Annotated in this window: 16 protein-coding genes; 8 read left to right on the top strand and 8 right to left on the bottom strand. The window is 72.1% G+C overall.

Features of this window, described 5'->3' with window-relative positions; genetic code table 11:
- Positions 1-80: 80 nt before the first annotated feature.
- Both OG322_RS24605 and OG322_RS24600 read left to right on the top strand, forming a co-directional pair.
- The gene (locus tag OG322_RS24605) at positions 81-1,007 is read left to right on the top strand and encodes a LysR family transcriptional regulator (protein ID WP_124284062.1); all 927 of its coding nucleotides are present in this window, start codon (positions 81-83) and stop codon (positions 1,005-1,007) included.
- 158 nt (positions 1,008-1,165) lie between these two features.
- Complete coding sequence (locus OG322_RS24600; protein ID WP_123471213.1) at positions 1,166-3,016, top strand: glycoside hydrolase family 3 protein; 1,851 nt, start codon at positions 1,166-1,168, stop codon at positions 3,014-3,016.
- Positions 3,017-3,107: 91 nt separating this feature from the next.
- On the opposite strand, the gene OG322_RS24595 is transcribed toward OG322_RS24600, so the two are convergent.
- Both OG322_RS24595 and OG322_RS24590 read right to left on the bottom strand, forming a co-directional pair.
- Entirely contained in the window at positions 3,108-4,583 is a 1,476-nt protein-coding gene (locus tag OG322_RS24595) for a S28 family serine protease (protein ID WP_329306933.1), read from the bottom strand.
- A gap of 98 nt (positions 4,584-4,681) precedes the next feature.
- Positions 4,682-5,137 carry a hypothetical protein gene (locus tag OG322_RS24590; protein WP_241199975.1) on the bottom strand — a complete coding sequence of 152 codons (456 nt, stop codon included), beginning with the start codon at positions 5,135-5,137 and terminating at the stop codon, positions 4,682-4,684.
- A gap of 157 nt (positions 5,138-5,294) precedes the next feature.
- Between OG322_RS24590 and OG322_RS24585 the strand changes: the two genes are divergently transcribed.
- The gene (locus tag OG322_RS24585; RefSeq protein ID WP_123471215.1) at positions 5,295-5,792 is read left to right on the top strand and encodes a hypothetical protein; all 498 of its coding nucleotides are present in this window, start codon (positions 5,295-5,297) and stop codon (positions 5,790-5,792) included.
- 22 nt (positions 5,793-5,814) lie between these two features.
- On the opposite strand, the gene OG322_RS24580 is transcribed toward OG322_RS24585, so the two are convergent.
- From OG322_RS24580 to OG322_RS24555, 6 genes are all read right to left on the bottom strand, one after another.
- The gene (locus tag OG322_RS24580) at positions 5,815-9,555 is read right to left on the bottom strand and encodes an ABC transporter ATP-binding protein (protein WP_329306932.1); all 3,741 of its coding nucleotides are present in this window, start codon (positions 9,553-9,555) and stop codon (positions 5,815-5,817) included.
- A 196-nt stretch (positions 9,556-9,751) separates the two neighbouring features.
- Positions 9,752-10,705 carry a serine hydrolase gene (locus OG322_RS24575; protein WP_123471217.1) on the bottom strand — a complete coding sequence of 318 codons (954 nt, stop codon included), beginning with the start codon at positions 10,703-10,705 and terminating at the stop codon, positions 9,752-9,754.
- Between the two features lie 213 nt (positions 10,706-10,918).
- On the bottom strand, positions 10,919-12,604 hold the full coding sequence (locus OG322_RS24570; RefSeq protein WP_329306931.1) for a thiamine pyrophosphate-binding protein: 1,686 nt from the start codon (positions 12,602-12,604) through the stop codon (positions 10,919-10,921).
- A complete protein-coding gene (gene speB / locus OG322_RS24565; RefSeq protein WP_123471219.1) occupies positions 12,601-13,569 on the bottom strand; it encodes an agmatinase in 969 nt (322 codons plus the stop codon). Before speB ends, OG322_RS24570 begins: the two co-directional genes overlap by 4 nt.
- Positions 13,570-13,794: 225 nt before the next feature.
- On the bottom strand, positions 13,795-14,136 hold the full coding sequence (locus tag OG322_RS24560; RefSeq protein WP_124284065.1) for a DUF5713 family protein: 342 nt from the start codon (positions 14,134-14,136) through the stop codon (positions 13,795-13,797).
- Between the two features lie 85 nt (positions 14,137-14,221).
- Positions 14,222-15,697, bottom strand: a complete 1,476-nt coding sequence (locus OG322_RS24555) for a sodium:solute symporter (protein WP_123471221.1) — start codon at positions 15,695-15,697, stop codon at positions 14,222-14,224.
- Positions 15,698-15,871: 174 nt separating this feature from the next.
- On the opposite strand from OG322_RS24555, the gene OG322_RS24550 reads away from it, so the two are divergent.
- The 5 genes from OG322_RS24550 (at position 15,872) to eccCa (ending at position 24,570) form a co-directional block, all read left to right on the top strand.
- Complete coding sequence (locus OG322_RS24550; protein WP_329306930.1) at positions 15,872-17,332, top strand: PucR family transcriptional regulator; 1,461 nt, start codon at positions 15,872-15,874, stop codon at positions 17,330-17,332.
- Between the two features lie 97 nt (positions 17,333-17,429).
- Positions 17,430-17,732 (top strand): hypothetical protein, encoded by a 303-nt coding sequence (locus tag OG322_RS24545; protein WP_123471223.1) that lies wholly within the window; start codon positions 17,430-17,432, stop codon positions 17,730-17,732.
- 145 nt (positions 17,733-17,877) lie between these two features.
- The gene (eccD, locus tag OG322_RS24540; protein ID WP_329306929.1) at positions 17,878-19,218 is read left to right on the top strand and encodes a type VII secretion integral membrane protein EccD; all 1,341 of its coding nucleotides are present in this window, start codon (positions 17,878-17,880) and stop codon (positions 19,216-19,218) included.
- A 62-nt stretch (positions 19,219-19,280) separates the two neighbouring features.
- Complete coding sequence (locus OG322_RS24535) at positions 19,281-20,441, top strand: MinD/ParA family ATP-binding protein (RefSeq protein WP_329306928.1); 1,161 nt, start codon at positions 19,281-19,283, stop codon at positions 20,439-20,441.
- Positions 20,442-20,562: 121 nt separating this feature from the next.
- Positions 20,563-24,570, top strand: a complete 4,008-nt coding sequence (eccCa, locus tag OG322_RS24530; protein WP_329306927.1) for a type VII secretion protein EccCa — start codon at positions 20,563-20,565, stop codon at positions 24,568-24,570.
- Positions 24,571-24,616 lie beyond the last annotated feature (46 nt).

The raw sequence follows: 24,616 nt of genomic DNA, 5'->3' as shown, positions 1-24,616 counted from the left end.
CGACCATGTAGCACCAGCGCGGATTCCTTCATGGTGAAATTGAGCGTTGCTAATCATTCGCCCAGGTCCCGGAGGCTCCGGTGCTCGATCTCTCCCGGTTGCGCGCGCTGCACGCCATCTCCGTCCACGGCTCCGTCGCGGGCGCGGCCGCCGCGCTGGGCTACACCCCGTCGGCGGTCTCGCAGCAGATCACCAAGCTGGAGCGGGAGACCCGCACGACGCTGCTGGAGCGTCGCGGCCGGGGCGTGGCCCTCACCGAGGAGGCGGTCCATCTGGCCGCCACCGCCCAGCAGTTGCTGGCCATCGTGGAGCGCGCCGAGACGACGCTCGAGGAGCGCAGGGGGCTGCCGACGGGGCGGCTGTCGATCGGCGCGTTCGCCTCGGCGGCGCGCGGGCTGCTGCCCGGGGTGCTGGCGGAGCTGGACCGCGAACACCCGGCCCTGGACGTCCGGATGACCGAGGTCGATCCGCACCTCTCGGTCGACCTGGTGGCCAAGGGCGTGATCGATCTGGCCGTCGCGCACGACTGGGACATCGCCCCGCTGCCCGCCCCGGACGGCGTGGCGCAGGCGGTGATCGGGGAGGACCGCTGCGATCTGCTGGTGCCCGCGGACCACCGGCTGGCGGGCCGGGACGGGGTGCGCCGCGAGGAGCTGGCGAAGGAGCGGTGGATCTGCCAGCCGCCGGGGACGGTCTGCCACGACTGGCTCGTACGGACGCTGCGCACGGCGGGCTATGAGCCGGACATCCGCCACCAGGCCGAGGAGAACCACACCCAGCTGGCGCTGCTCGCCGCCGGTCTCGGCGTCGCGATGATGCCGCGGCTGGGCCGCGGGCCGCTGCCGGACGGGGTGGTGGAAGTGCGGATCGAGCCCGTCCCCGTGCGCCGGCTGTACGCGCTGTGGCGCACGGAGGCGGCCCGCCGGCCCGCGATCACGGCGGCGGTCGCGGCGCTCCAGGGGCACGGAGCGGGCGCGGGGCTGCGCCGGCCGGGCGGGGTGGGATGACGTGAGGTGAGGTGGGGTATTCGTCCCCCTCCCCCACCCGTGCGGGACGCGCTCAAACGGTCGGAGCCCTTGACCGGAAGTTATTTTCTGGATATCCGTGATCCTTGGAAGTTTCTTTCACCACCCCCTCGTCACCGAGTACGGCCGAAGGAGCTCACGTGCACCACCGCACCTCCAGACGCACCCTCCTCACCGCCACCGCCGCCACCGCAGTCGTGGCGGCGACGGGTGCGGCAGTCGCCCCAGGCGCCGTCGCCGCCCAGAAGTCCGCGGGCGGCAGTCACAACTCCGCAGCCACCACCCGGCGGCTGAAGCGGCTCATCTCCCGGATGAGCCTGGAGGAGAAGGTCGGCCAGCTGTTCGTCATGCGGGTCTACGGGCATTCCGCCACCGACCCCGACCAGGCCGACATCGACGCCAACCTCGCCGAGATCGGCGTGCGCACCGCGGCGGAGATGATCGCCAAGTACCACGTCGGCGGCATCATCTACTTCACCTGGGCGCACAACACCCGTGACCCGCACCAGATCGCCGATCTCTCCAACGGCATCCAGCGGGCCGGCCTGGCGGGTCCCACCCCCCTGCCGCTCCTCGTCTCGACGGACCAGGAGCACGGCATCGTCTGCCGGGTCGGCGAGCCCGCCACGCTGATGCCGGGCGCGATGGCGCTGGGCGCGGGCCGTTCGCGCTCCGACGCCCGCGAGGCGGGGCAGATCGCGGGCGCCGAGCTGGCCGCGATCGGGATCTGCCAGAACTACGCCCCGGACGCGGACGTCAACGTCAACCCGGCCAATCCGGTGATCGGGGTGCGCTCCTTCGGCTCCGACCCGCAGTCGGTGGCCGGGATGGTCGCCGCCCAGGTGAAGGGGTACCAGAGCGCCGGAATCGCCTCCACGGCCAAGCACTTCCCCGGCCACGGCGACACCAGCACCGACAGCCACACCGGCCTTCCGGTCATCGGCCACACCCGCGAGCAGTGGGCCGAGCTGGACGAGCCGCCGTTCCGGGCCGCGATCGCCGCAGGCATCGACTCGATCATGACGGCGCACATCGTGGTGCCCGCGCTCGACCCCGCCGAGGACCCGGCGACCCTGTCCCGGCCCATCCTCACCGGAATCCTGCGTGAGGAGCTGGGTTACGACGGCGTCGTGGTCACCGACTCGCTCGGCATGGAGGGCGTGCGGACGAAGTACGGCGACAAGCGGGTGCCGGTGCTCGCCGTGCAGGCGGGCGTCGACCAGCTGCTCAACCCGCCCAGCCTCGACGTCTCCTGGAACGCCCTGCTGGCGGCCGTCAAGAGCGGCGAGATCAGTGAGGCCCGGATCGAGGAATCGATCCTGCGCATCCTGCGGCTGAAGACGAAGCTGGGGTTGTTCGAGGACCCGTTCGTCAGCCACCGGGGCGTGGACCGTACCGTCGGCACCCGGTCGCACCTGGCCGCCGCCGACCGGATCGCGGAGCACACGACCACCCTGCTGGCCAACGAGGGCTCGCTGCTGCCGCTGTCGCGCCGCTCCCACCGCAACCTGCTGGTGGTGGGAGCCGATCCGGCCTCCCCGTCCGGCACGACGGGACCGCCGACGGCCACCCTGGCCGCGGAGTTCAAGGAGCTGGGGTACTCGGCCACCGCCCTGTCCACCGGCACCGCGCCGGCCCAGGCGAACATCGACGCGGCGGTGGCGGCCGCGCAGGGCAAGGACGCGGTGGTCGTGGGCACCTACAACGTCACGGCGACCAGTTCGCAGCGGACCCTGGTGCGTGCGCTGGCCGCGACCGGCGTCCCGGTGATCACGGTCGCGATCCGCAATCCGTACGACATCGCCCAGCTGGCCGGGACGGGGTACGCGGCGAGCCTGGCCGCGTACTCCTGGACGGATGTCGAACTGCGGGCGGCGGCCCGGGTGATCGCGGGCCGCGCCGAACCGGAGGGCACCCTGCCGGTGCCGGTCCAGCGCGCGGACGACCCGGCGCAGGTGCTGTACCCGGTGGGCTACGGCCTCTCGTACTAGCCGGACCGGCAAAACCCCGCGGCGGCGGCCTGACCGCTCTTACGGCCGCCGCCGCGGGGCTCAGCTCCGGGCTTGCGCCACGGGCTCCGTGCTACGGGCGCCGGGTGCCGAGCCGGTGCTCGGTCGTCAGGTCCCGCTTGTCGAGCACCGCGTCGAACTTCGCGAGCGGCTTGGCCTTCGCCGGGTCCGCCTGGACGGCGGCCGGGGCGACGCCCGCCCAGCGCAGGACGGCCGCGGTGGCCGTGGCGTTCTCGGCCGGGTCCAGACCGGCGACGGTCGCCCCGTGGTTGCCGCCAGGCACGGTGAAGACGTAGCTGTCACGGGCTCCGGCGCCGAGCCGGAAGCGCTCCGCGCCGTACGGGTCGTTCTGCCCGTACACGTACAGCATGTGGCTGGCGTGGTGCTGCACCCAGTTGTCGATGTCCCGCATCACCGAGGGCTGGGCCTTCATCGGGATGGAGCGCGGCACGAACGTGCGCGGCGGCTGGTAGCCGTACCGGCTGAGCTTGCCGAGCCAGGGCTGCTTGATATCGGGCGAACCGAGCTGGGTGCCCGCCTGGTAGTAGTACGGCGTGTACCTCTCCAGGCCCTGGTCGGCGTAGGCGGAGAAGCCGGAGATCGAGTCGACCGAGTCCCAGATCGCCTGGTCGGTGGCGGTCCTGGCGTCGGCCGGGACGGATGCGCAGTCGGCCGGCAGGCTGTACTGCCAGAACGCCCAGACGTAGTCCATGACGGTGGCCTCGTACGCCTTGTCGAGGGTGCCGACGGTGGTGAAGGTGTAGCCCTTGTCGGCGGCGTACTGCCGGTACTTCTCCTCCAGCGGCTCCCGGCGGATCAGCGCCTCGCGCTGCACGCCGTTCAGCTTGTCGCGGCACTCCTTGGTGCCGACGCCTGCCAGGAACCGGTCGTACGCCGAGTCCTCCTTGTCGACCACGTCGTTGGGCGCGACATACGCGACGACGCCGTCCATGTCCTTCGGGTAGTAGCGCTCGTAGTACGTGGCCGTCATGCCGCCCTTGGAACCGCCGGTGGTCAGCCAGTTCTTCGAGTAGATCCCCTTCAGCGCGGTGAAGACGCGGTGCTGGTCACTGGCGGCCTGCCAGATGTCGAGCTTGGACCAGTCGGCGGGCGACGGGCGGGACGGGGTGAAGAACCGGTACTCCAGCGAGACCTGGTTGCCGTCCACGATCCGGGTCGGCTCGGAGCGGCTGGGATTGGTGGACACGTTGTATCCGCTGGTGAAGAACACCGTCGGACGGGACGTGTCCTTGTGCAGCAGGGTGATCCGCTGCTGGAACGTCCCCTTGGACGGGTGCCGGTGGTCGACCGGCTGGGTGTAGTTGAGGACGAAGTAGCGGTAGCCCGGATAGGGCTTCTCCTCGATGAGGCTCATTCCCGGGATGGCCAGGATGCGGTCCTTGATGTCCGTGCTCGTACCGCTGTCGCTGACGGCGGAACGGAGCACGGCCGGTTCGGCGGCGGTGGCCGCCCCGGCGGAGGCACCCGTCGCACTCACTGTGCCGATGAGCATCGCGAGCGACAGGAAACCTCTGAGCGCCTTGCGCATACACCCTCCCCTTGATTCACAACAGACGACGTGAACCTAGCGGGGCAACACCGGTGCCGCCAGACCTCATTGCCACCCGGCCCGGACGAATCACCCGGTCAGCACAGGATCCAGCCCGTGGAGCCGGTCCGTCCCGAGATGGTGCCGGAGACCCGGACGCACCGGTTCAGCGCGTGGACCGTGACCGGTCCGGCCTGCCGGGTGAAGAAGCCGCTGTCGATGACCGGGCGCCCGCCGCGCGGCTGGATCTGTACGGACATCCGGCGGCGCGCACCGGGCTTGGCGGCGACCGCGAGGGCGCAGGCGTAGGAACGGGTCTTGTAGACGCGCAGTTCGCCCGTACCGAACGTCAGCGTCTTCGCCGGCCGTCCGGCACAGACCGACGCGGCGCCCGCGCCGGTCGCTCCGACCCCGCCGAGGAGCAGTGCGAGGGCGGTGGTCAGGGCCAGGACGAGCGGCCGGACGGCACGCCCGCGCCCCGTGCGTCCGCCGGACCCCGCGGTCCCTCTGATCGTCGCTCTGTTCACCAGCAGCCCCATCGCCTCATCGAACATTTGCACCGCTACCCGACACATGGACGCACATACGCGTACCTGCGTACGACGCGGGAGGCCATCCGGAGGTTGCACCGGGCGCGCTCGGCATAACGGGCAACCAAACCGCCACACGATGGCTCCAACAGGACAAGCCACACGAAAGGAAGTCACTGCCATGACCCGACTCCGCGCCGCCCGGCGTCCCCGCGACCGCCGCCTCATCGGTCGCACACTGCTCGCGGCCGCTCTCCTGACCGCGGTCGCCGCCGTCCCGGCCACCGCGGCTGTCGCACCGCAGGCCGCACCCGCCGCACCGGCGCACAGCGAGCGCGACGCCCCGGGGGACCAGCTGGTCGCCCACTTCTACGGCTCCTACCTCGACGCCATCGCCGCCGAGGGCGGCGGCAAGCTCGCCACCACGCTCCGGAGCTTCTATCTGACGCCCGCACTGCGCTCGGAGCTGAAGCGCTGGGAGGCGAAGAACCACGCCGACGGGGTGCTGCGCGCCCAGGACGTGCCGGCCGGCTTCCGGGTCACCCCGAGTGACAGCGGCGCCGGCCACACCTGGTCGACGGTCCGCCTCACCTGGGGCACGACCGCTCACCGGACGTACACCTACCTGACCGTGCGGCAGGACCTGGGCACCGGGAAGATCTCCGCCATCCGGGGCTGACCGGCCGGGACGCGCCCGTCGTTCACACCGCGGCCGGCTCGTCCTCCCCGATGAAGGTGCGCCACAGCACGGCGTACTTCCCGTCCAGGGCGAGGAGTTCGTCGTGCGTGCCGTCCTCGACGACCCGACCGTGGTCCATCACCACGACCCGGTCGGCGCGGGCGGCGGTGGTCAGCCGGTGGGCGACGACCAGAGTGGTGCGCCGGCCCGCGAGGCGGTCGGTCGCCTGGTTGACCAGCGCCTCGCTGGCGAGGTCCAGGGACGCGGTGGCCTCGTCGAGCAGCAGGATGTCCGGGTCGACGAGTTCGGCGCGGGCCAGGGCGATCAACTGCCGCTGTCCGGCGGAGAGATTGCGGCCCCGCTCGGCGACCTCGTGCAGATAGCCGCCGTCCAGGGTGGCGATCATGTCGTGCGCGCCGACGGCCCTGGACGCCGCCTCCACCTCCGCGTCGGTGGCCTCCGGCCGCCCGTACGCGATGGCGTCACGCACCGTACCGGCGAAGAGGTACGCCTCCTGCGGTACGACTCCGAGCCGGTGCCGGTACGCGGTGAGACCGAGGCTGCGCAGATCGGTGCCGTCCGCCGTGACCCGGCCGCCCGTCGGATCGTAGAACCGGGCGACGAGCTTGACGAGGGTGGACTTGCCCGCACCGGTCTCGCCGACGAACGCGACCGTCTGCCCGGCCGGGATACGCAGGTCGACACCGGTGAGCGCGGCCTCCTCGCCGCCGTACGCGAAGGACACGTCCTCGAACGCGATCTCGCCGCGCAGCGACAGCACGTCCAGCGGTTCGTCCTGGTCGGCGGTGGACGCCGGCTCCTGGAGGAGTTCCTGGATCCGGCCGAGCGAGACGGTGGCCTGCTGGTAGCCGTCGAAGACCTGGGAGAGCTGCTGCACGGGCGCGAAGAAGAGGTCGATGTAGAGCAGGTAGGCGACGAGCGCGCCGGTGGTGAGCGTGTGGTTGTCGACCCGGCCGGCACCGACGATCAGCACGGCGGCCGCGGCCACCGACGACAGCAGCTGGACGAACGGGAAGTAGACCGAGATCAGCCACTGGCCGCGGACCCGGGCCTCGCGGTAGTAGTCGCTGCGCCCGGCGAACCGGTCGCCGCCGTCCCGCTCGCGGCGGAAGGCCTGCACGATCCGGAGCCCGGAGACGGACTCCTGAAGGTCGGCGTTGACGGCGCTGATGCGCTCACGGGCCAGCTCGTACGCCTGGACGCTCTTGCGGCGGAAGAAGAACGTGCCGATGACCAGCACCGGCAGGGTCGCGAAGACCACCAGCGCCAGCTCGACGTCCAGGACCAGCAGCGCGACCATGATCCCGAAGAAGGTGACGACGGAGACGAAGGCCGTGACGAGACCGGTCTGCAGGAACGTGGACAGCGCGTCCACGTCCGTCGTCATCCTGGTCATGATCCGGCCGGTCAGCTCACGCTCGTAGTAGTCCAGCCCGAGGCGCTGGAGCTGCGCGAAGATCTTCAGCCGCAGCGAGTAAAGCACCCGCTCACCGGTGCGGCCCGTCATCCGGGTCTCGCCGACCTGGGCCACCCACTGCACGAGGACGACGACGAGCCCGAGGACGGAGGCCGTCCAGACCGCGCCGAGCGCCAGCTGGGTGACGCCCTCGTCGATGCCGTTCCTGATCAGCACCGGAAGGAGCAGTCCCGCTCCGGCGTCCACGGCCACCAGCGCGAGGCTCACCAGCAGCGGGAGCCCGAAGCCGCGCAGCAGCCGGCGCAGTCCGTAGGACTCCTCGGCGTGCACGGCGCGGGCCTCGTCGATGTCCGGGGTGTCGGTCGCCGGGGGCAGGGCGTCGACCTGGGCGAGGAGCTCCGGGGTGGCGGGGGTGCCGGCCGCGTCGGCCTCACGGGCCTCCTCCTTGCGGACCCACAGCTCGGGGGTGATGCCGCGCTCGGCGTCGAACTCGGCGTCCAGCTCCTCCTGGAGCGCACGGTCGTGCGCGGGGTCGGCGGCGGGACCGGCCGGCCGGTGGCCGGGCGAGGTGCCGCCGAGCTCGTCCGGGTCGGTGAGCAGGCGCCGGTAGAGCGCGCAGCGGCGCTCCAGTTCCTCGTGCGTACCGACGTCGGCGAGCCGGCCGTTCTCCAGGACGGCGATCCGGTCGGCGAGGTTGAGGGTGGAGCGGCGGTGGGCGATCAGCAGCGTCGTCCGGCCCGCCATCACCTGCCGCAGCGCCTCGTGGATCTCGTGCTCGACGCGGGCGTCGACGGCGGAGGTGGCGTCGTCGAGGAGGAGCAGCCGGGGGTCGGTGAGGATGGCGCGGGCGAGGGCGACGCGCTGGCGCTGGCCGCCGGAGAGGGTGAGCCCGTGCTCGCCGACCTCGGTGTCGTACCCCTTGGGCAGCTCGGCGATGAACCGGTGGGCCTGGGCGGCGCGGGAGGCCTGCTCGATCTGTTCGTCGGTGGCGTCGGGGAGCCCGTAGGCGATGTTGGCGCGGATGGAGTCGGAGAACAGGAAGCTGTCCTCCGGCACCAGGCCGATGGCGGCCCGCAGCGAGTCGAGGGTCAGTTCGCGGACGTCGTGGCCGCCGACCAGGACGGCGCCGTGCGTCACGTCGTAGAAGCGCGGGAGCAGCATCGAGACGGTCGACTTGCCGCTGCCGGACGCGCCGACGACGGCGACCGTCTCGCCGGGCTCGATGGTCAGCGAGAAACCGTCGAGGACGGGGCGGTCGTCGTCGTACCCGAAGCGCACGTCCTCGAACTCGACGCGGGCCGGGGCGTCGGCGGGGAGGTCCTTGGTGCCGTCCTGCATCGTCGGCTCGGTGTCGATCAGTTCCAGTACGCGCTCCACACCGGCGCGGGCCTGCTGTCCCACGGTGAGGACCATGGCGAGCATCCGGACGGGGCCGACGAGCTGGGCGAGGTAGGTGGAGAACGCGACGAACGTTCCGAGGGTGATCTCACCGCGGGTGGCGAGCCAGCCACCGAGGGCCAGCATGGCCACCTGGCCGAGCGCGGGGACGGCCTGCAGGGCCGGGGTGTAGCGGGAGTTCAGCCGGATGGTGCGCAGCCGGCCGGCGAAGAGCCTGCGCCCGACCTCGCGCAGCTTGCCGGTCTCCTGGTCCTCCTGCCCGAACCCCTTGACGACACGGACGCCGGAGACGGCTCCGTCGACGACTCCGGCGACGGCTGCGGCCTGCGACTGGGCGTACCAGGTGGCGGGGAAGAGCCGGGTGCGGGAGCGGCGGGCGATGAACCAGAGGGCGGGGGCGACGGCGACGGCGACGAGGGTCAGCAGCGGCGAGAGCCACGCCATGATCACCAGGGAGAGCAGGAAGAGCAGGACGTTCCCGATGGTCATCGGGAGCATGAACAGCAGCCCCTGGATCAGCTGGAGGTCGCTGGTGGCACGGCCGACGACCTGTCCGGTGGACAGCTCGTCCTGGCGCTTCCCGTCGAGGCGGGTGATCGTCCCGTAGATCTCGGTCCGCAGATCGTGCTGGACGTCCAGGGCGAGCCTGCCGCCGTAGTAGCGGCGGATGTACGTCGAGACGTACACGAGCGCGGCGGCGCCTATCAGCAGCCCGGTCCAGACGGCGAGGGAGCGGGTGTGGTCGCCGACCACATCGTCGATGATCACCTTGGTGATCAGCGGGACGAGGGCCATCACCGCCATTCCGGCGAGCGACGAGCCGAGCGCCAGCAGCACATTGCGCCGGTAGCGCCAGGCGTATCCGCTCAGCCGGCGCGCCCAGCCACGAGGCTGTCGCCCGTCCCCTGTCTCCTCTGCGTCCGACACCCGATGCCTCCCGTTCGACCTGCTCTGCCGCATGGCACCAACGCGGCCGCTTGCGGATTTCATCCCTCCGCAACAAATTACGGGACCATCGGTGTAGACCGCCCCCCGGATACGGGACCATCGGCGTAGGACTCCCCGGGATACGGGACCTCCTTCGCGGGCCGGTCCCGTATCTTTCGGGGCTGCCGGTCCGGGGCTACGGCTTCGCGGTGAGCATCCGGCCGGCCGGGGCCTCGGGGACCGGCGGGATCGCCTCCTGCGGGGCGGCGGGCACGGTGGCGGGCCTCGCCCTGAGGATGCGCGGGTTCAGGTCCTTGTGCACGGCCCGCGCCACGGCCTGGATGGTGTTGACGCCGTCACTCATCGTCTTGTTGTCCTGGGTGAGCACCGTGAGCGCGTAGTCGTGGCCGTTGCCCGTGAAGGCGCCGATGCTGTGCACCCGCCAGCCGTGGGTGGACCGCTGCAGCCAGCCGTTCTTGAGCTGCACGGTGGCCCCGGCCGGGGCTCCGGCGGGCGTTCCCCAGCGCTGCGCGGAGACGACCTTGCGCATCAGCCCGAGCTCGTAGGAGCGTGCGCTGTCGCTGAGCACGGAGTTCTTCGCGGTGAGCAGCGTCAGCAGCCGCTGCTCGTCCTGCGCGGTGATCTGCGTCAGCCCCCAGTAGCCGCCGGACCCGGGTGTGGTGTGCGTCATGCCGGCCGCCTTGAGGAACGCCTGGACCTTGGTGGCGCCGAGCTGCTTCCACAGGCTGGTGGTGGCGTTGTTGTCGGACTTGGTGATCATGGCGGTGCTGAGGTCGATCTCGCGCTGTGTGAGGTGGCGGTTGTGCTTGGCGTTGTCCCAGAGCAGCGTGGCCAGCACGGTCGCCTTCACGACGCTGGCGGAGTCGTACTTCGACGTGGAGCGCAGCGTGCACGTCGTCCTGGTGGTCCGGTCGTAGAGCGCCACCGCGGTGGTCGACTTGCGCCCCTTGAGCGCTGCGGTGATGTCCTTCGACAGCTTGGCGGCGAGTCCGGCCCTGCCGGACGTGCAGCTCACCGTCGGCGTCGCGGCGGCGGCGGGCGCCGCGCCGAGCGCCACGGGTACGAGCACACCGGCGGCCAGCGCGGCGCAGAGCGCGCCGCGGGCGCGGCGGGATATGTGGGTGTTCATGATGCGTTCCCGTCCCCTGAGTGATTCCTGCGGGCGCGCCCCCCGGCACGCCCGTCAGAGATGACTCGCGGACAGCCGGAAAGTTGTATGCGAGGGAAGTCCGGTTCGCCACAAGCCGTTCTGTTCTGCCGCGACCGCCATGACCGCCGCACGACGGGATCAACGCGACGCACCCGGAGCCGTAACGGCTCCGGGTGCGAAACGACCGGCCCTTTACAGGTGCGTCGGCTCGAACATCCTGAGCAGCGCCGGGAGCACGACGACCGAGGGGCCGGGCTGCGCGAAGGACTTGGCCAGGTCGTCGGCGAGCGTCTCGGGGCTCGTACGGACCGCCGGGACGCCGAAGGACTCGGCGAGTGCGACGAAGTCCGGGCGGGACAGTTCCGTCCCGGTGGCCTCACCGAAGGCGCCGGTCATGTACTCGCGCAGGATGCCGTAGCCGCCGTCGTCCACGATCAGCCAGGTGACCGGGAGGTCGTACTGGCGGGCGGTGGCGAGTTCCGCGATGGAGTACATCGCGCCGCCGTCGCCGGAGACCGCCAGGACCGGCTTCGTACGGTCGGCGGCCGCGGCGCCGATGGCCGCCGGGAATCCGTAGCCGAGGCCGCCGGCGCCCTGGGCCGAGTGCATGGTGTTGGGGTGGCGGGCGTCGAAGGCGGACCAGGCCCAGTAGGCGAGGATCGTCATGTCCCAGAAGCTGGGTGACGTGTCGGGCAGGGCCGCCCGGACCTCGGCGACGAGGTGCTGTTCCAGGGTGAGTCCCTGGGCGGCGATCCTGTCCCGCACCCGGCCGAGTACCGCTGCGACGCGCTCGGCGGCGGCCGGGTCCGCGCGGGGGGTGACCGCTTCGAGGAGGTCGGCCAGGGCGTCCCGGGCATCCGCGTGGATGCCGAGCGCCGGGTGGTTGGACTCCAGCTTCCCGGCGTCGGCCTCGATCTGGACGACCCGGCCGCGCGGGGCGAACGTGTGGTAGTTCGAGGAGAGTTCACCGAGTCCGGAGCCGACGACCAGCAGTACGTCGGCGTCCTCCAGGAAGTCCGTCGTGTGGCGGTCCTCCAGCCAGGACTGGAGCGAGAGCGGGTGCTCCCAGGGAAAGGCGCCCTTGCCCCCGAAGGTGGTGACGACCGGGGCGCTGACCCGCTCCGCGAGCGCCCGGAGCTTGCCGGCCGCGTCGGAGCGTACGACCCCGCCGCCCGCGATGATCGCGGGACGCTCGGCGTTCGACAGCAAGTGGGCTGCCACCGCGATGAGTTCGGGGCGTGCGTGCAGTTCGCGCGGGGTGGCGTCCATCGCGGTGACGACGGGCAGCGTCGTCTCGGCCAGGAGCACGTCCTGCGGGATCTCGATCCAGACCGGGCCGTGCGGGGCCGTCAGCGCGGACTCCCAGGCGGCGGCGATCGCGGACGGGATCTGCGAGGCGGTACGCACCGGGTGGACGGACTTCACGATGTCGCGGAACGACGCCTTCTGGTCGCGCAGTTCGTGCAGGTAGCCGTGGCGTCCGCCGCCGAGCCCCGCGGTCGGGATCTGGCTGGAGATGGCCAGTACGGGGGCGGACGCGCTGGCCGCCTCCTGGAGCGCGGCGAGCGAGGTGAGCGCGCCGGGCCCGGTGGACAACAGGAGCGGGGCGACCTCGCCGGTGATGCGCCCGTAGGCGTCGGCGGCGAAGCCCGCGTTGTTCTCGACGCGCAGGCCGATGTAGCCGAGAGACGAGCGGCGGAGCGCGTCGAACATGCCCAGCGCGTGCTGTCCGGGCAGCCCGAAGACGGTGGTCGCGCCGAGGCCCTGGAGGGTCTCGACGACGAGGTCGCCGCCGTTGCGTCCGGGCGGGGGGTTCAGTGCGGCGGCGATCTGCCCGGGGGTGAGCTCGGGGCGCTCGTCGTGGTGGTCGTGACTCACTTCTGCCCGGCCTCCGCGATCTGGCGGGTCATGATCGTCGTCAGCTCGTACGCGGTGTGCGAGGCGGCGACGGACGTGATCTCGGCGTGGTCGTACGCGGGGGCGACCTCGACCAGGTCGGCGGAGACCAGGTTGCAGGAGGAGAGCCCGCGCACGATTTCGAGGAGCTCGCGGGAGGTGAGACCGCCGGCCTCCGGGGTGCCGGTGCCGGGAGCGTGCGCCGGGTCCAGCACGTCGATGTCGATGGAGATGTAGAGCGGCCGGCCGCCGATGCGCTGGCGCAGCTGGTCGGTGATCTCGTCGACGCCGCGCCGCATGACGTCGGCGGAGGTCACGATCCCGAAGCCCATCTTGGCGTCGTCGGTGAGGTCCTGCTTGCCGTACAGCGGGCCGCGGGTGCCGACGTGGGAGAGCGCGGAGGTGTCGAGGATGCCCTCCTCGACGGCCCGGCGGAACGGGGTGCCGTGGGTGTACTCGGCGCCGAAGTAGGTGTCCCAGGTGTCGAGGTGCGCGTCGAAGTGGAGCAGCGCGACGGGGCCGTGCTTCTTGGCGACGGAGCGCAGCAGCGGCAGCGCGATGGTGTGGTCGCCGCCGAGCGTCATCAGACGGGCGCCGGTGCCGAGCAGATCGTCGGCCGCGGCCTCGATCGTCTCGACGGCCTCGTTGATGTTGAAGGGGTTGGCCGCGATGTCACCGGCGTCGGCGACCTGCGCGAGGGCGAACGGAGAGGCGTCCTGTGCCGGGTTGTACGGGCGCAGCAGCCGCGAGGCCTCCCGGATCGCGTTGCCGCCGAACCGGGCGCCGGGCCGGTAGGAGACCCCGCTGTCGAAGGGCACGCCGACCACGGCGACATCGGCCCGGCCGACCTCGTCGAGCCGGGGCAGCCGGGCGAACGTCGCCGGCCCCGCGTACCGCGGGACGCGGGAGGAGTCGACGGGGCCGCGCGGCGTTTCGGTGCTGCTCATGGGGTGGGTGGCCTTTCCTTCGATGACGCGCTGCTTCGAGTGTGCCGGATCTCCCGGAACGGCATGGAAGCACCCGCACGGGTCCACTGATGACGCTAGGCGGCCCGACAGCCGGCCTGAAGTGTACGTTTCATCCATTCTCATCACCCAGAACAGATGAATCATCCATTCATCGGGCGATAACAGCTGATGGCGGCCGGTGAGGGAAGCGAGCGGGACGAGCCGTCACCATTCGCGCGCGGCGATCAGCTTCTCCACGTCCGGGTCCGGGAAGCCGTAGGCCGTCGCGATGAACCAGAACGCCTCGGCGATCTCCTCGCGGGCGACCGTCTCGATCTCGCTGCCCGCCGCCTCGAACTCCGCCTCCAGGGCGTTGAACTCCTCGGTCGCCACCTCGGTCAGCGCGTACAGCGCCGTGACGTCGGCGGGGCGCTCCGCCTCGATCCGTTCGCAGAGCCGCAGCAGCACTGCCCTGCCCTTGTCCAGGACGTGGTCCGGGAAGTACTCGTCCTCGTAGAGAGGGAGCAGAAACGAGTGCTGCGCGACATGTTCGTTGGCGATCGCCATGGTGGTTCCCCTTGTCTTCGCTCCCGATGCTGCACCACGGCACTGACAGCGCGGTGGTGCGGCATCGGGCGGGACGGGAGGGTGCTCAGCCCGCGACCGGTTGTTCCGCCGGCTCCTGGGGAGCCGTCTGCCCGCCCCGTCCGGCCAGCCGCTCGCGCCAGGCGAGGAGTACCGCCGCGTCCGTCGGCTTCGTCGCCAGTGAGACGACGACGTAGACGGCGAGCGAGGCCAGGAGTCCGTAGTAGACGGGTTCGTTGGCGAGGATTCCGTAGCCCGCCATCAGGCCGATCACCGCCGCGCCGCCCACCGACACGGCGGCCAGCGCTCCGGCCGCCGTGCCGCGGCGCCAGAGCAGGCCGCCCAGGATCGGTACCAGCAGTCCGCCGACGAGGAGGTTGTAGGCGACGGTCAGGGCCTCGACCACGTTGTTGAGCGCGATGGCTATGGCGATGACGGCGACGCCCATGATCAGGATGAAGACGCGGTTGCCCTTCACCTCGTCGTGTTCCGCGCCGTCCCCGCCGCGCGTGACCGCGCCCCTGATCCGCGACCAGATGTCGTTGTTGGCCACCGTCGCGCAGGCGATCAGCGCGCCGGAGGACGTGGACATCACCGCGGCGAGTGCGGCGGCCAGCACCAGACCCCGCACACCGACCGGGAGTTCGTCCTTGACGATGGTCGCGAAGGCGGCGTCCGCGGTGGGCAACTTCGGGTACATGACCTTGGCCGCCGTGCCGATGACCGCTCCCGCGACCGCGTACACCAGGCAGTACGTACCGGCGACGGTCCCGCCCAGGCGGGCCGTGCGGTCGCTGCGGGCGGTGAACACCCGCTGCCAGATGTCCTGGCCGATCAGCATGCCGAAGGTGTAGATCAGGACGTACGTGAAGATCGTCTCGCCGCCGATGCCGAGCGGGTCGAAGTACTCGGTGGGGAGCTTGGCCTTCATCTCACTGAAGCCGCCCGCCTTGATCACCGCGATGGGCAGCAGGAGCAGCAGTACGCCGATGGTCTTCACGACGAACTGCACCATGTCGGTGAGCGTGATCGACCACATGCCGCCGAGCGTCGAGTACGCGACGACGATGGCGCCGCCGAGGATGATCGCGACGGTCCGGTTCATGTCGAAGAGGACGTCGAAGATGGTGGCGTACGCGATGGTCGAGGTGACCGCGAGCATCAGCGTGTACGCCCACATGACGATGCCCGAGATGAGGCCGGCCCGGCCGCCGTAGCGCAGGTCCAGCATCTCGGAGACGGTGTAGACCTTCAGCCGCGCGATGCGGGCGGAGAAGAACACGGAGAGGGCGAGCAGGCCCAGACCGATGGTGAAGACCATCCAGGCGCCGGAGAGTCCGTACTGGTAGCCGAGGCCGACCCCGCCGATCGTGGAGGCGCCGCCGAGGACGATGGCGGCCATGGTGCCGGAGTACATCCAGGGGCCGAGCCGACGGCCCGCCACCAGGAACTCGCTCTTGGACTTGGCGCGGCGCATGCCCCACCAGCCCATGGCGAGCATGCCGGCCAGATAGACGACGATCACGGCGTAGTCGACTGCCATGGGCTTCCCTCCGTCTCACTTCACAAGGTTCGGGTGTCCGGGTCTCCGGATACCCGCGTGCCCGGATGTCCGGATGTCCGGTGTTCGGGCGTGGTGAAGACGGTAGGTGGCCGGGAAGCGGCGCTGAAGTGTACGTTTCATCCACTCTCGCCGCACTGAACGGATGAACCATCCATGCCGGAACTCCCCGCCGGACCGACAGCACCGCCGACCCCGCCCATCCGGCTGACCGAGCTGCTGGCCCGGGAGGAGCTCGGGCTGCGCGGCATCGCGGGGCCGGCCGAGGCGGAGCTGCTGTGGGTGCACACCTCGGAGATGGCCGACCCGTACCCGTATCTGCTCGGCGGTGAGCTGCTGCTGAGCGCCGGCGTGCTGCTCACGGACCCGGACACCTATGTGTCCCGGCTGGTGGAGGCGGGGGCGGCGGCGCTCGGTTTCGGGGTGCGGCCGGTGCACGAGACGGTGCCCGCGGAGCTGGTCGCGGCGTGCGACCGGTACGGGCTGCCGCTGATCGAGGTGCCGCCCGAGACCCCGTTCACGGCGATCGCCCGTGCGGTGTGGCGGCTGATGGCGGAGGCCCGCCTGCGCGAGCTGCGCCGGGTGACGCGCGCCCAGCAGGCCCTGGCGACGGCGGCGGCCAGGACCGATCCGGTGCCGGCCGTGCTGCACCAGCTGGCGGCCCAGCTGGAGGGGCGGGCGGTCCTGCTCACGGCCGACGGCGAGGAGCTGCACGCGGCGGGCCGGACACCGGCCCCCGGTGTGCGGGCCGCGCTCACCCGGCTCTCCCGGGTGGTCTCGCCGGTCGTGCGCCCCGCGCCCACCTCGGCCACCGACACCCTGGGCGCCACTCATCTCGCCGCGTACGCGCTCGGCGGCGGACAGGGGCTCGTCCTGACGCTGGCGACGCATCGGCGCGAGGCGGGCGACCACACCATCGCCGGGGTCGCGGTCGTCCTGCTCTCCCTGCTGGCCGCCCCGCACCAGGGCGCCGACGCCGCGGGCCGCTCGGCGGCGCTGGTCCGGCTGCTGCTGGGCGCGGACCCGGCGGGCGTCGCCCCGCTGCTGGGCGGCGCGGAGCAGTGGACGGTGGTGCACGCGCGCCGCAGCGGCGGCGACCCGGTGGACCCGCTCACGGCCGGGGCGCTCGGCGCGGCCCTGGGCTCGGCGCTGGTCGACGCGGGCCGGGGCCGCGACGCGGTACGGGTGCTGGTGCCCGGCGGCGAGCGGATCACCCCGCAGGCCGGGTGGACGCTCGGCGCGTCGGCCCCCACCGCGATCACGGCACTGGACGTGGCCGACGCCCAGGCCTCCCGCGCCCTCGGCCGCGCGGAGGCGACCCGCACCCCGCTGGCCCACCACCGCACGGACACCGGCCGCGGTCTGGCCGCGCTGATCCCGAGGGAGGCCGCGGAGGCGCACGCCCGCGCCCTGCTGGCCCCGCTTACCGAGCCCCTCGTCGAGACGCTGCGCTGCTGGCTGAGCCTGCACGGCAGCTGGGACCGCACGGCGACCGCCCTCCAGGTCCACCGCAATACGGTCCGCCAGCGCATCGCGCGGTGCGGGGTGTTGCTGGAAACGGATCTCGACGACATGGATGTACGTACGGAGTTGTGGCTCGCCCTGCGCCAGGAGTGATCCCGCACGCACCAGGCGTACGGAGGGCCCGTTCCGGCCACCCTGATGTGTCCCGCCCGTCGGCACATGACATATTGCAGTGGCAAAGGGGGGCCGAATGGCACGGGATTACGACAGCCAACTGCTGGAATCGGTGGGGGTACGCCGACGCCGGATGCGGGACGCGCTCCTGTTCGGCGCCCAGCGCGCGCGGCGGACGGCGGACGAACGCCTCGGGAAGGTGTTCGCGGGGATCGCGATCACGGCGGTGCTGTGCGCGGGGTGCGTGGGGTGGTCGTTCCTCCAGCACACCCTGGACAAGCAGAAGGCCGAGCAGGAGAAACAGCAGCGGCAGGCGCAGCAGTACGAGCAGCCCACGCCCTCGGCCCCGGCCGGTTCGACGAAGCCGGCGCAGCCGTAGGCAGCGCTCGTGCTTGCGCCGGGATTCACCGACACAGGATTCCACGGGTCCGCGGACCACTTTATTCGCTTGGTTCGCTTTGCCCAATTGGACCGAAATTCCAGGAAATCGCGATGATAGGTTTTCGTAAGTGGTGAGTACAGCAATGACTTCCCGGGCGGAAATGAGCCGGGTGACCCTGGTGGGTGAGCGGCGTCGGGCCGACATCGTGCTGCCCTCCGACACTCCTGTCGGTCAACTCCTTCCGGACCTCCTGCAGTTGCTGGACGACCGGGCCGCATCGCGGCCGTTGACCCGGCAGTTGCTCACCGCGGACGGCTCGGCCCTTCCGCACGACAGCACCCTGGCGTCGGCCGGGATCGGCGACGGCGCCATGCTGCGGCTCGTCCGGACCCACGCCGCGCCGCCCGCACCGGTGGTCCACGACGTCACGGATCAGGTGGCCGACAACCTCGACATGCAGGCCTGGCGCTGGCGTCCGGCCGCACGGCGGGCCGCTGCGGGGGCGACGACGGTGGCCTTCGCGGTGATCGCCGCGCTGCTCGCCCGCAGCGAGTTCCCGCTCACCGCGCTGGCGGGCGCCCTGGCGGCCGTCACCGTCGTCCTCCTGGTGGCCGGTGCGCTCGTCGCCCGGCTCGGGCGGGGCAACCGCGGTCTGGCGACCGCGCTGTTGCTCGCCTCCAGCGTGCTCGGGATCCTCACGGCCTGGACGGCCGCCGACGCGTACAACTGGTCCGGGGCGCTCCGGCTGGCCGCCGTGGCGGGCGCGGTGACCCTGTCGCTGGCGCTGCTCGGCTTCTTCTCACCGCTGGGCCGGGGCGGCCTCATCGGCGCCATGGCGACGGCCTCCCTGACCGTGGTCTGGGAGGCCGTCGCCGCCGTCACGTCGGACGTCGCCCGGCTCGGTGCCGTGATGGCCGTGGTCTCCGTGGTGCTGCTCGGCCTGCTGCCCCGGATCGCCCTGATGGCTTCGGGGCTCACCGCGCTCGACGACCGGCGCTCGGGCGGGGTGTCCGTCAGCCGTCACGATGTCGGCAACGCGCTGGCCGCCACGCATCGCGGGCTCGCCCTCGCGACCCTCGCCACCTCGGTGTCGGCGGCCGCCGCAGGCTGGCTCCTCACCCTGGCCGGCCGGCCGACCGTGTGGACCGTGCTGCTGCCCTCGCTCGTCGCGGTGGTGCTCCTGTCCCGGGCCCGGGCTTTCCCGCTGGTGGCCGAGGTGGTGGCGCTCTTCGCGGCCGCCGCGGTCCTCGTCGTCCGTCTGGTGATGCTCTGGATGGATCACGCCGGGGGCGCCGGGCCCATCGCCGTGCTGTGCGCGGCGGCGCTGCTGCCCCTGCTCGCGCTGGCGGTGGAGCCGCCGGAGCACGTACGGGTCCGGCTGCGGCGCACCGCCGACCTCGTCGAGTCCATCGGCGTGGTGGGGCTCTTCCCGCTCACCGTCGGCGTGTTCGGCATGTACGGGCAGCTGCTCAACAAGTTCTGACGACTGACACCACATGCGCGGGCGCTCCGGGCGGGGCATCGAAGCGGAGATGAAGGACAGACATGCCGAACGCGGACAACTGGCAGAGCGATGTGCTGCGCGACCTGAGCGGCACCGCCGCCCCGCAGGGCACAACGGGCACGACAGGCAGGCCGGGCACGACGGACACCGGCGAACGGACGGCACCGGCGCCGGTCCAGGCCCAGATCCAGGCCCAGGCACCTGCGCCGGCGCAGGTGCCGCGCACCCCCGCCTACACGGAGAGCGCCCCCTACGCGGCGCAGGGCGCCCGGCCCCCCGGCGCACCGGACTCGCGGGCGGTGGTGGACCGGGAGCTGGCCGGCACGGCGCGGCGGCCGCAGCAGGGTGAGTCGCTCGCCGTACGGGCCTCGCGCGCCCTGCGCCGAATCGTTTCCTCCTCTGCCGCGCGCGAGGTCGCCGAGATCACCCGTACCGCCGAGGTGCTTCAGCGGCCGGTGACGACCGGTCGGCAGATCGCCGTCACGTCCATCCGGGGCGGCGCGGGCAAGACGACCGTCGCCGCGCTGCTCGGCACGGCGTACGCGCACTACCGCCAGGACCCGGTCCTCCTCGTCGAGGCCGATCCGGCCCTCGGCTCGCTGCCGTTGCGGCTCGGTGCCGAGACGCTGCGGTGGACCACGGCCGATCTCGCGGACATCGTGGAGCCGCAGATGTCGCTGCTCGACGTCACCGGCTATCTCGTCCAGCTCCCCGAAAACGCCTGGCTGCTGCCCGGCAGCCAGGGCCGGATCGGGGCGATGCTGGACACCGCTACGTACGAACGGGTCATGGTGGCACTGCGCCGCTACTTCAGCGTGACCGTGGTCGACTGCGAGACGCTTCCCGCCGAGGTCGCCCGGGTCGCCCTCACGGCCTCCCAGGCCCGTGTGCTGGCCGCCCCCGCCACGCTGGACGGCGTCACGAGCACGTACGCGGTGCTGCAGTGGCTGCAGGGGCTGCCCCGTCATGTGATCGCCGGGACCGTGGTCGTCCTGTCCAGCACGGTGGCACGGCCCGGCATCGACGTGGAGGCGGCCGCGGACCGGCTCCGGTCCACCGGTGCGAGCGTCCACGTCCTGCCCTACGACCGGCATCTGGCGGCGGGCGGGGCCCTGCGCACCGAACTGCTCGCCCGGCCGACGCGGCTGGCCGCAACCCGGCTGGCGGCCGAGGTGTTCGAGCTCTCCCAGAAGCGCCGGTGACCGCGATGAAGCCGTCCCCGAGTCCCCGAGCGACACCGGCACCACCGCCGATACCGAGGCCGATGACACCCCCGAGCCCACGCACGCACCACGAACCGGCCGTGAACTCCGGACGGAGCCGATGAGTACCCGCCTGATCCACCGCCCCGCCCGGACCACCCGCCCGCCGGCCGTGACCGCGCCCCGCACCATCGAGGCGCCGCCCAACCTGCCCGAGGGCAAGGCGGGCAACATCGCGATGTCGCTGCTGCCGGTAGCCGGGGTCATGTCGTCCGTCGTGATGATGACGGTCGTCCGCAACAGCCAGTTCGCCGGACTCGGCGCGATCATCCTCGTGGTCACTGTCATCGGCTCCGCGGCCCTGCTCCTCTCGCAGCGCGGCAAGGCCCAGCGCACGCGCCGTACGCAGCGCGAGGCCTACCTCGCCTATGTGGAGGACCTGCGCGAGGAGTTGTCGGCCGAGGAGCGCGAACGGCGGGGGCGGGCGGATGTGCTGAACCCGTCGCCGTACTCCCTGTACGACATCGTGCGCGACCCGGCCCGCCTCTGGGAGCGGCGACGGGTCGACGACGACTTCCTGCGGGTACGGGTCGGCACCGGCGAGATGCCGGTGCGGGACCTGCAGATCGCCGAGCAGGGCTCGTCCGTCCTCACGCCGCCCGACCTCTTCATGCTCAACGAGGCCTCGGCCGTGGTGAACCGCTTCCGCAACGGGACCGAACTGCCGCTGACCGTCCCCCTCGACCGCGTCGGCAACGTCAGCGTCATCGGCCCCCGCGAGGACGGCCTGCGCCTCGTGCGCGCCCTGCTCGTCCAGGCGGCGGCCCTGCACGCGCCCGACGACGTGGCCGTCGCCGTCGCCGCACCGGGCGACCGGATAGCGGACTGGGAGTGGGCCAAGTGGCTGCCCCACCTGCTCGATCCCGAGCAGTTCGACGGCCCGGTCGCCGCCCGCCGCATCGCACCGTCCGCACCCCAGCTGGCCCGACGGCTCGACGCGGAACTGCGCCGCCGGGCCTCCTACGCCGCCGAGGTCCGCCGCGGACTGGCCGGGCGGGACGCGCTGTCCATGAACTCCCGGCTGCTCGTGGTCACCGACGGGCACGGCGAGGACGCCGTCGACCTGCCGCGCCCCGACGACGCCGTCGGACTGCGCGAGATGGGCGTCACCGTGGTGCACCTGCTCGAACAGCGGGTGCAGGAACCCGGACACGTCAACGTACGCATCACCGTCGACGGCACCGACGTGACCATCGAGGACCTGCGCGAGGCCGAGCCGGTCCAGGCCCACGGCACGGTGGACGAGGTCGGTGTGCCGTTCGCCGAGGGCCTGGCCCGGATGCTCGCCCCGATGCGGCTCTCCGCCGAGTCCCTGGTGGACGCCCCGCTGTCCGGTCCGGTCGAGTTCGCCACGATGCTCGGCATCGACGACGTGGCCCGGCTCGACCTGGACCGGCTGTGGGCGCCGCGCGGGGAGCGCGCCTTCCTGCGCGTCCCGATCGGCATCAGCGACTCCCACGAGCCGGTGCTGCTGGACCTCAAGGAGTCCTCCGAGCTCGGCATGGGCCCGCACGGGCTGTGCGTGGGCGCCACCGGATCCGGGAAGTCGGAGCTGCTGCGGACCCTGGTCCTCGGCCTGGTGGCCACCCATCCACCCGAGGACCTCGCGCTCGTCCTGGTCGACTACAAGGGCGGCGCCACCTTCGCCCCGTTCGCGGACCTGCCCCATGTCGCGGGCGTCATCACCAACCTGGAGAACCAGGCGGGCCTCGTCGAGCGGGTCCACTCCTCGCTCGCGGGTGAGGTCAAGCGCCGCCAGCAGGCCCTGAAGGACGCGGGCAACGTCGCCGACATCGGGGACTACGCGGCCCTGCGCGCTTCGAGGCGGCCGGACCTCGACCTGTTGCCCCACCTCTTCGTCGTGATCGACGAGTTCGGCGAACTGCTCACCGCCAAGCCGGACTTCATCGACCTGTTCCTCTCCATCGGCCGGATCGGACGCTCCATCGGCGTCCATCTGCTGCTCTCCAGCCAGCGCATCGAGGGCGGCAAGCTCAAGGGCCTGGAGACCTACCTCTCCTACCGGCTCGGCCTGCGGACCTTCTCCGCCGACGAGTCGCGCACGGTCCTGGACACCACGGACGCCTTCCACCTGCCGCCGCTGCCCGGCTTCGGCTATCTCAAGGTCGACACCAGCCACTACGCCCGGTTCAAGGCGGGCTACGTCTCGGGCGGATACCGAGGGCCCGCCCGGCGCGCCGACGAGGAGGAGACCGGGCCGCTCGCCCTGGAGTACGAGGCGTTCAACACCCTGGCCGGACCGGACAGCACGCAGCAGGACCGGGAACCCACGTCCCGCCGCCGCGAGACCGGCCCGACCGAACTCGGCATCATGGTCGCCCAGTTGACCGGTGCCGCGCCCGGTGTACGCAGCATCTGGCTGCCCCCGCTGCCCTCCGCGATCGCCCTGGACGCGGTCGCCGGCCCGCTGGACGTCGGCCCGCGCGGCATGCGCCTGGCCGGGGCCCGCACGGGCGGCGGCCGGGTCGGTACGCGGCAGCAGGGTCCGCTCCGGGTGCCGCTCGGCCTGCTGGACGACCCGGCCAAGCAGTGGCAGGGACAGTGGTTCCTGGACCTGACGGTGGCCGGCGGCCACGCGGCCGTGATCGGCGGCCCGCAGTCCGGCAAGACGACGCTCCTGCGCACGCTCGTCCTCTCCCTCGCGCTGACCCACACCCCGCAGGAGGTCGGCGTCTACGGACTCGACCTGGTCGGCGGCGGCCTCCAGGCGCTGGCGGAGCTGCCGCACGTGGGTGGCATCGCGGGCCGCGCCGACCGGGAGCGCGCGGCCCGCACCGTCGAGGAGGTCCGCGCCATGCTCGCCGTGCGCGAGGACCTCTTCCGCGAGCACGGCATCGACTCGGTCGAGCAGCTGCGCACCCTGCACGCGGCGGGTCGGCTGCCGCGGCTGGCGTCCGCCGAGATCGTGCTCGTCATCGACGGATTCGGCGCGCTGCGCGACGACTTCGACGACCTCGACGACGCGGTCGCGGACATCCTCAAGCGCGGCGGCGGGTACGGCATCCACGTCGTCGCGGGCATGCTGCGCTGGAACGACGTACGCATCGCCATCCAGTCCAACTTCGGCACCCGCGTCGAACTGCGGCTGAACGATCCCAGCGAGTCGAGTGTCGACCGCAAGCTCGCCGCGACCCTGTCGCCCGACGAGCCCGGCCGGATCCTCACCGACGGGAAGCTCTTCGCCCAGGTCGCCCTTCCCCGTACGGACGGGGTGGCCGACACGGCGGACCTCGGCGCGGTCCTGGAGCGCGCCGCGCGGACGGTCCGCGCCACCTGGCACGGTGATGTCGCCCAGCCCGTCCGGGTGCTGCCCCACGTCCTGGAGCCGAAGCAGCTGCCGGGTCCGGTCACCGAGCCGCATCGGGTCCCGCTCGGCCTCGACCAGTCGGCGCTGGCGCCCGCCCTGCTCGACCTGTTCGGCCACGACCAGCACCTGCTGGTGCTGGGGGACAGCGAGTGCGGCAAGACGAACCTGCTGCGGACGGTCGCGCACGGCCTCGTCGACCGCTACGGCGAGGACGACCTGGTGTTCGCGGTGATGGCCCCGAGGCGCTCGCTGCGCGGGGTGGTCCCGGAGGAGTTCAACGGGGGCTACGCGTACAACTCCAAGCTGTGCGCCGGGCTTTCGGCCGGGATCGCCACCGAGCTGGAGAAGCGGCTGCCCGACGAGAACGCGCGCCTGGAGGACCTGGAGCCGGGCAGCTGGGGCAAGGGCCCGCGCATCGTGGTCCTGGTCGACGACTACGACGTCCTGACGACCGCGGGCCAGTCGCCGCTGGCCGCGTTCCTCCCGTACATCCCGTCGGCGGTCGACATCGGTCTCCACTTCGTGCTGACACGACGGGTGGCCGGTGCGTCGCGCGGCATGTACGAGCCGCTGGTGCAGGGCCTGCGGGAGTCGGGGGCCTCGGCCCTGGTGATGACCGGCGACCGGAGCGAGGGCCAGCTGTTCCCCGGGGTGTACGCCTCGCAACAGGCCCCGGGCCGCGGCACGTTCATCCAGCGGGGCCGCCCGAACCGGCTGGTCCAGACGGTGTACGCGCCGTGAGCGACCCGGTGAACCACCGTAACGACCGCTGCCGAACGACGAAGGG

The organism is Streptomyces sp. NBC_01260 (genome assembly GCF_036226405.1).
GTDB classification, from domain to species: domain Bacteria; phylum Actinomycetota; class Actinomycetes; order Streptomycetales; family Streptomycetaceae; genus Streptomyces; species Streptomyces laculatispora.
This window is presented reverse-complemented; position numbering and strand designations above follow the sequence as displayed.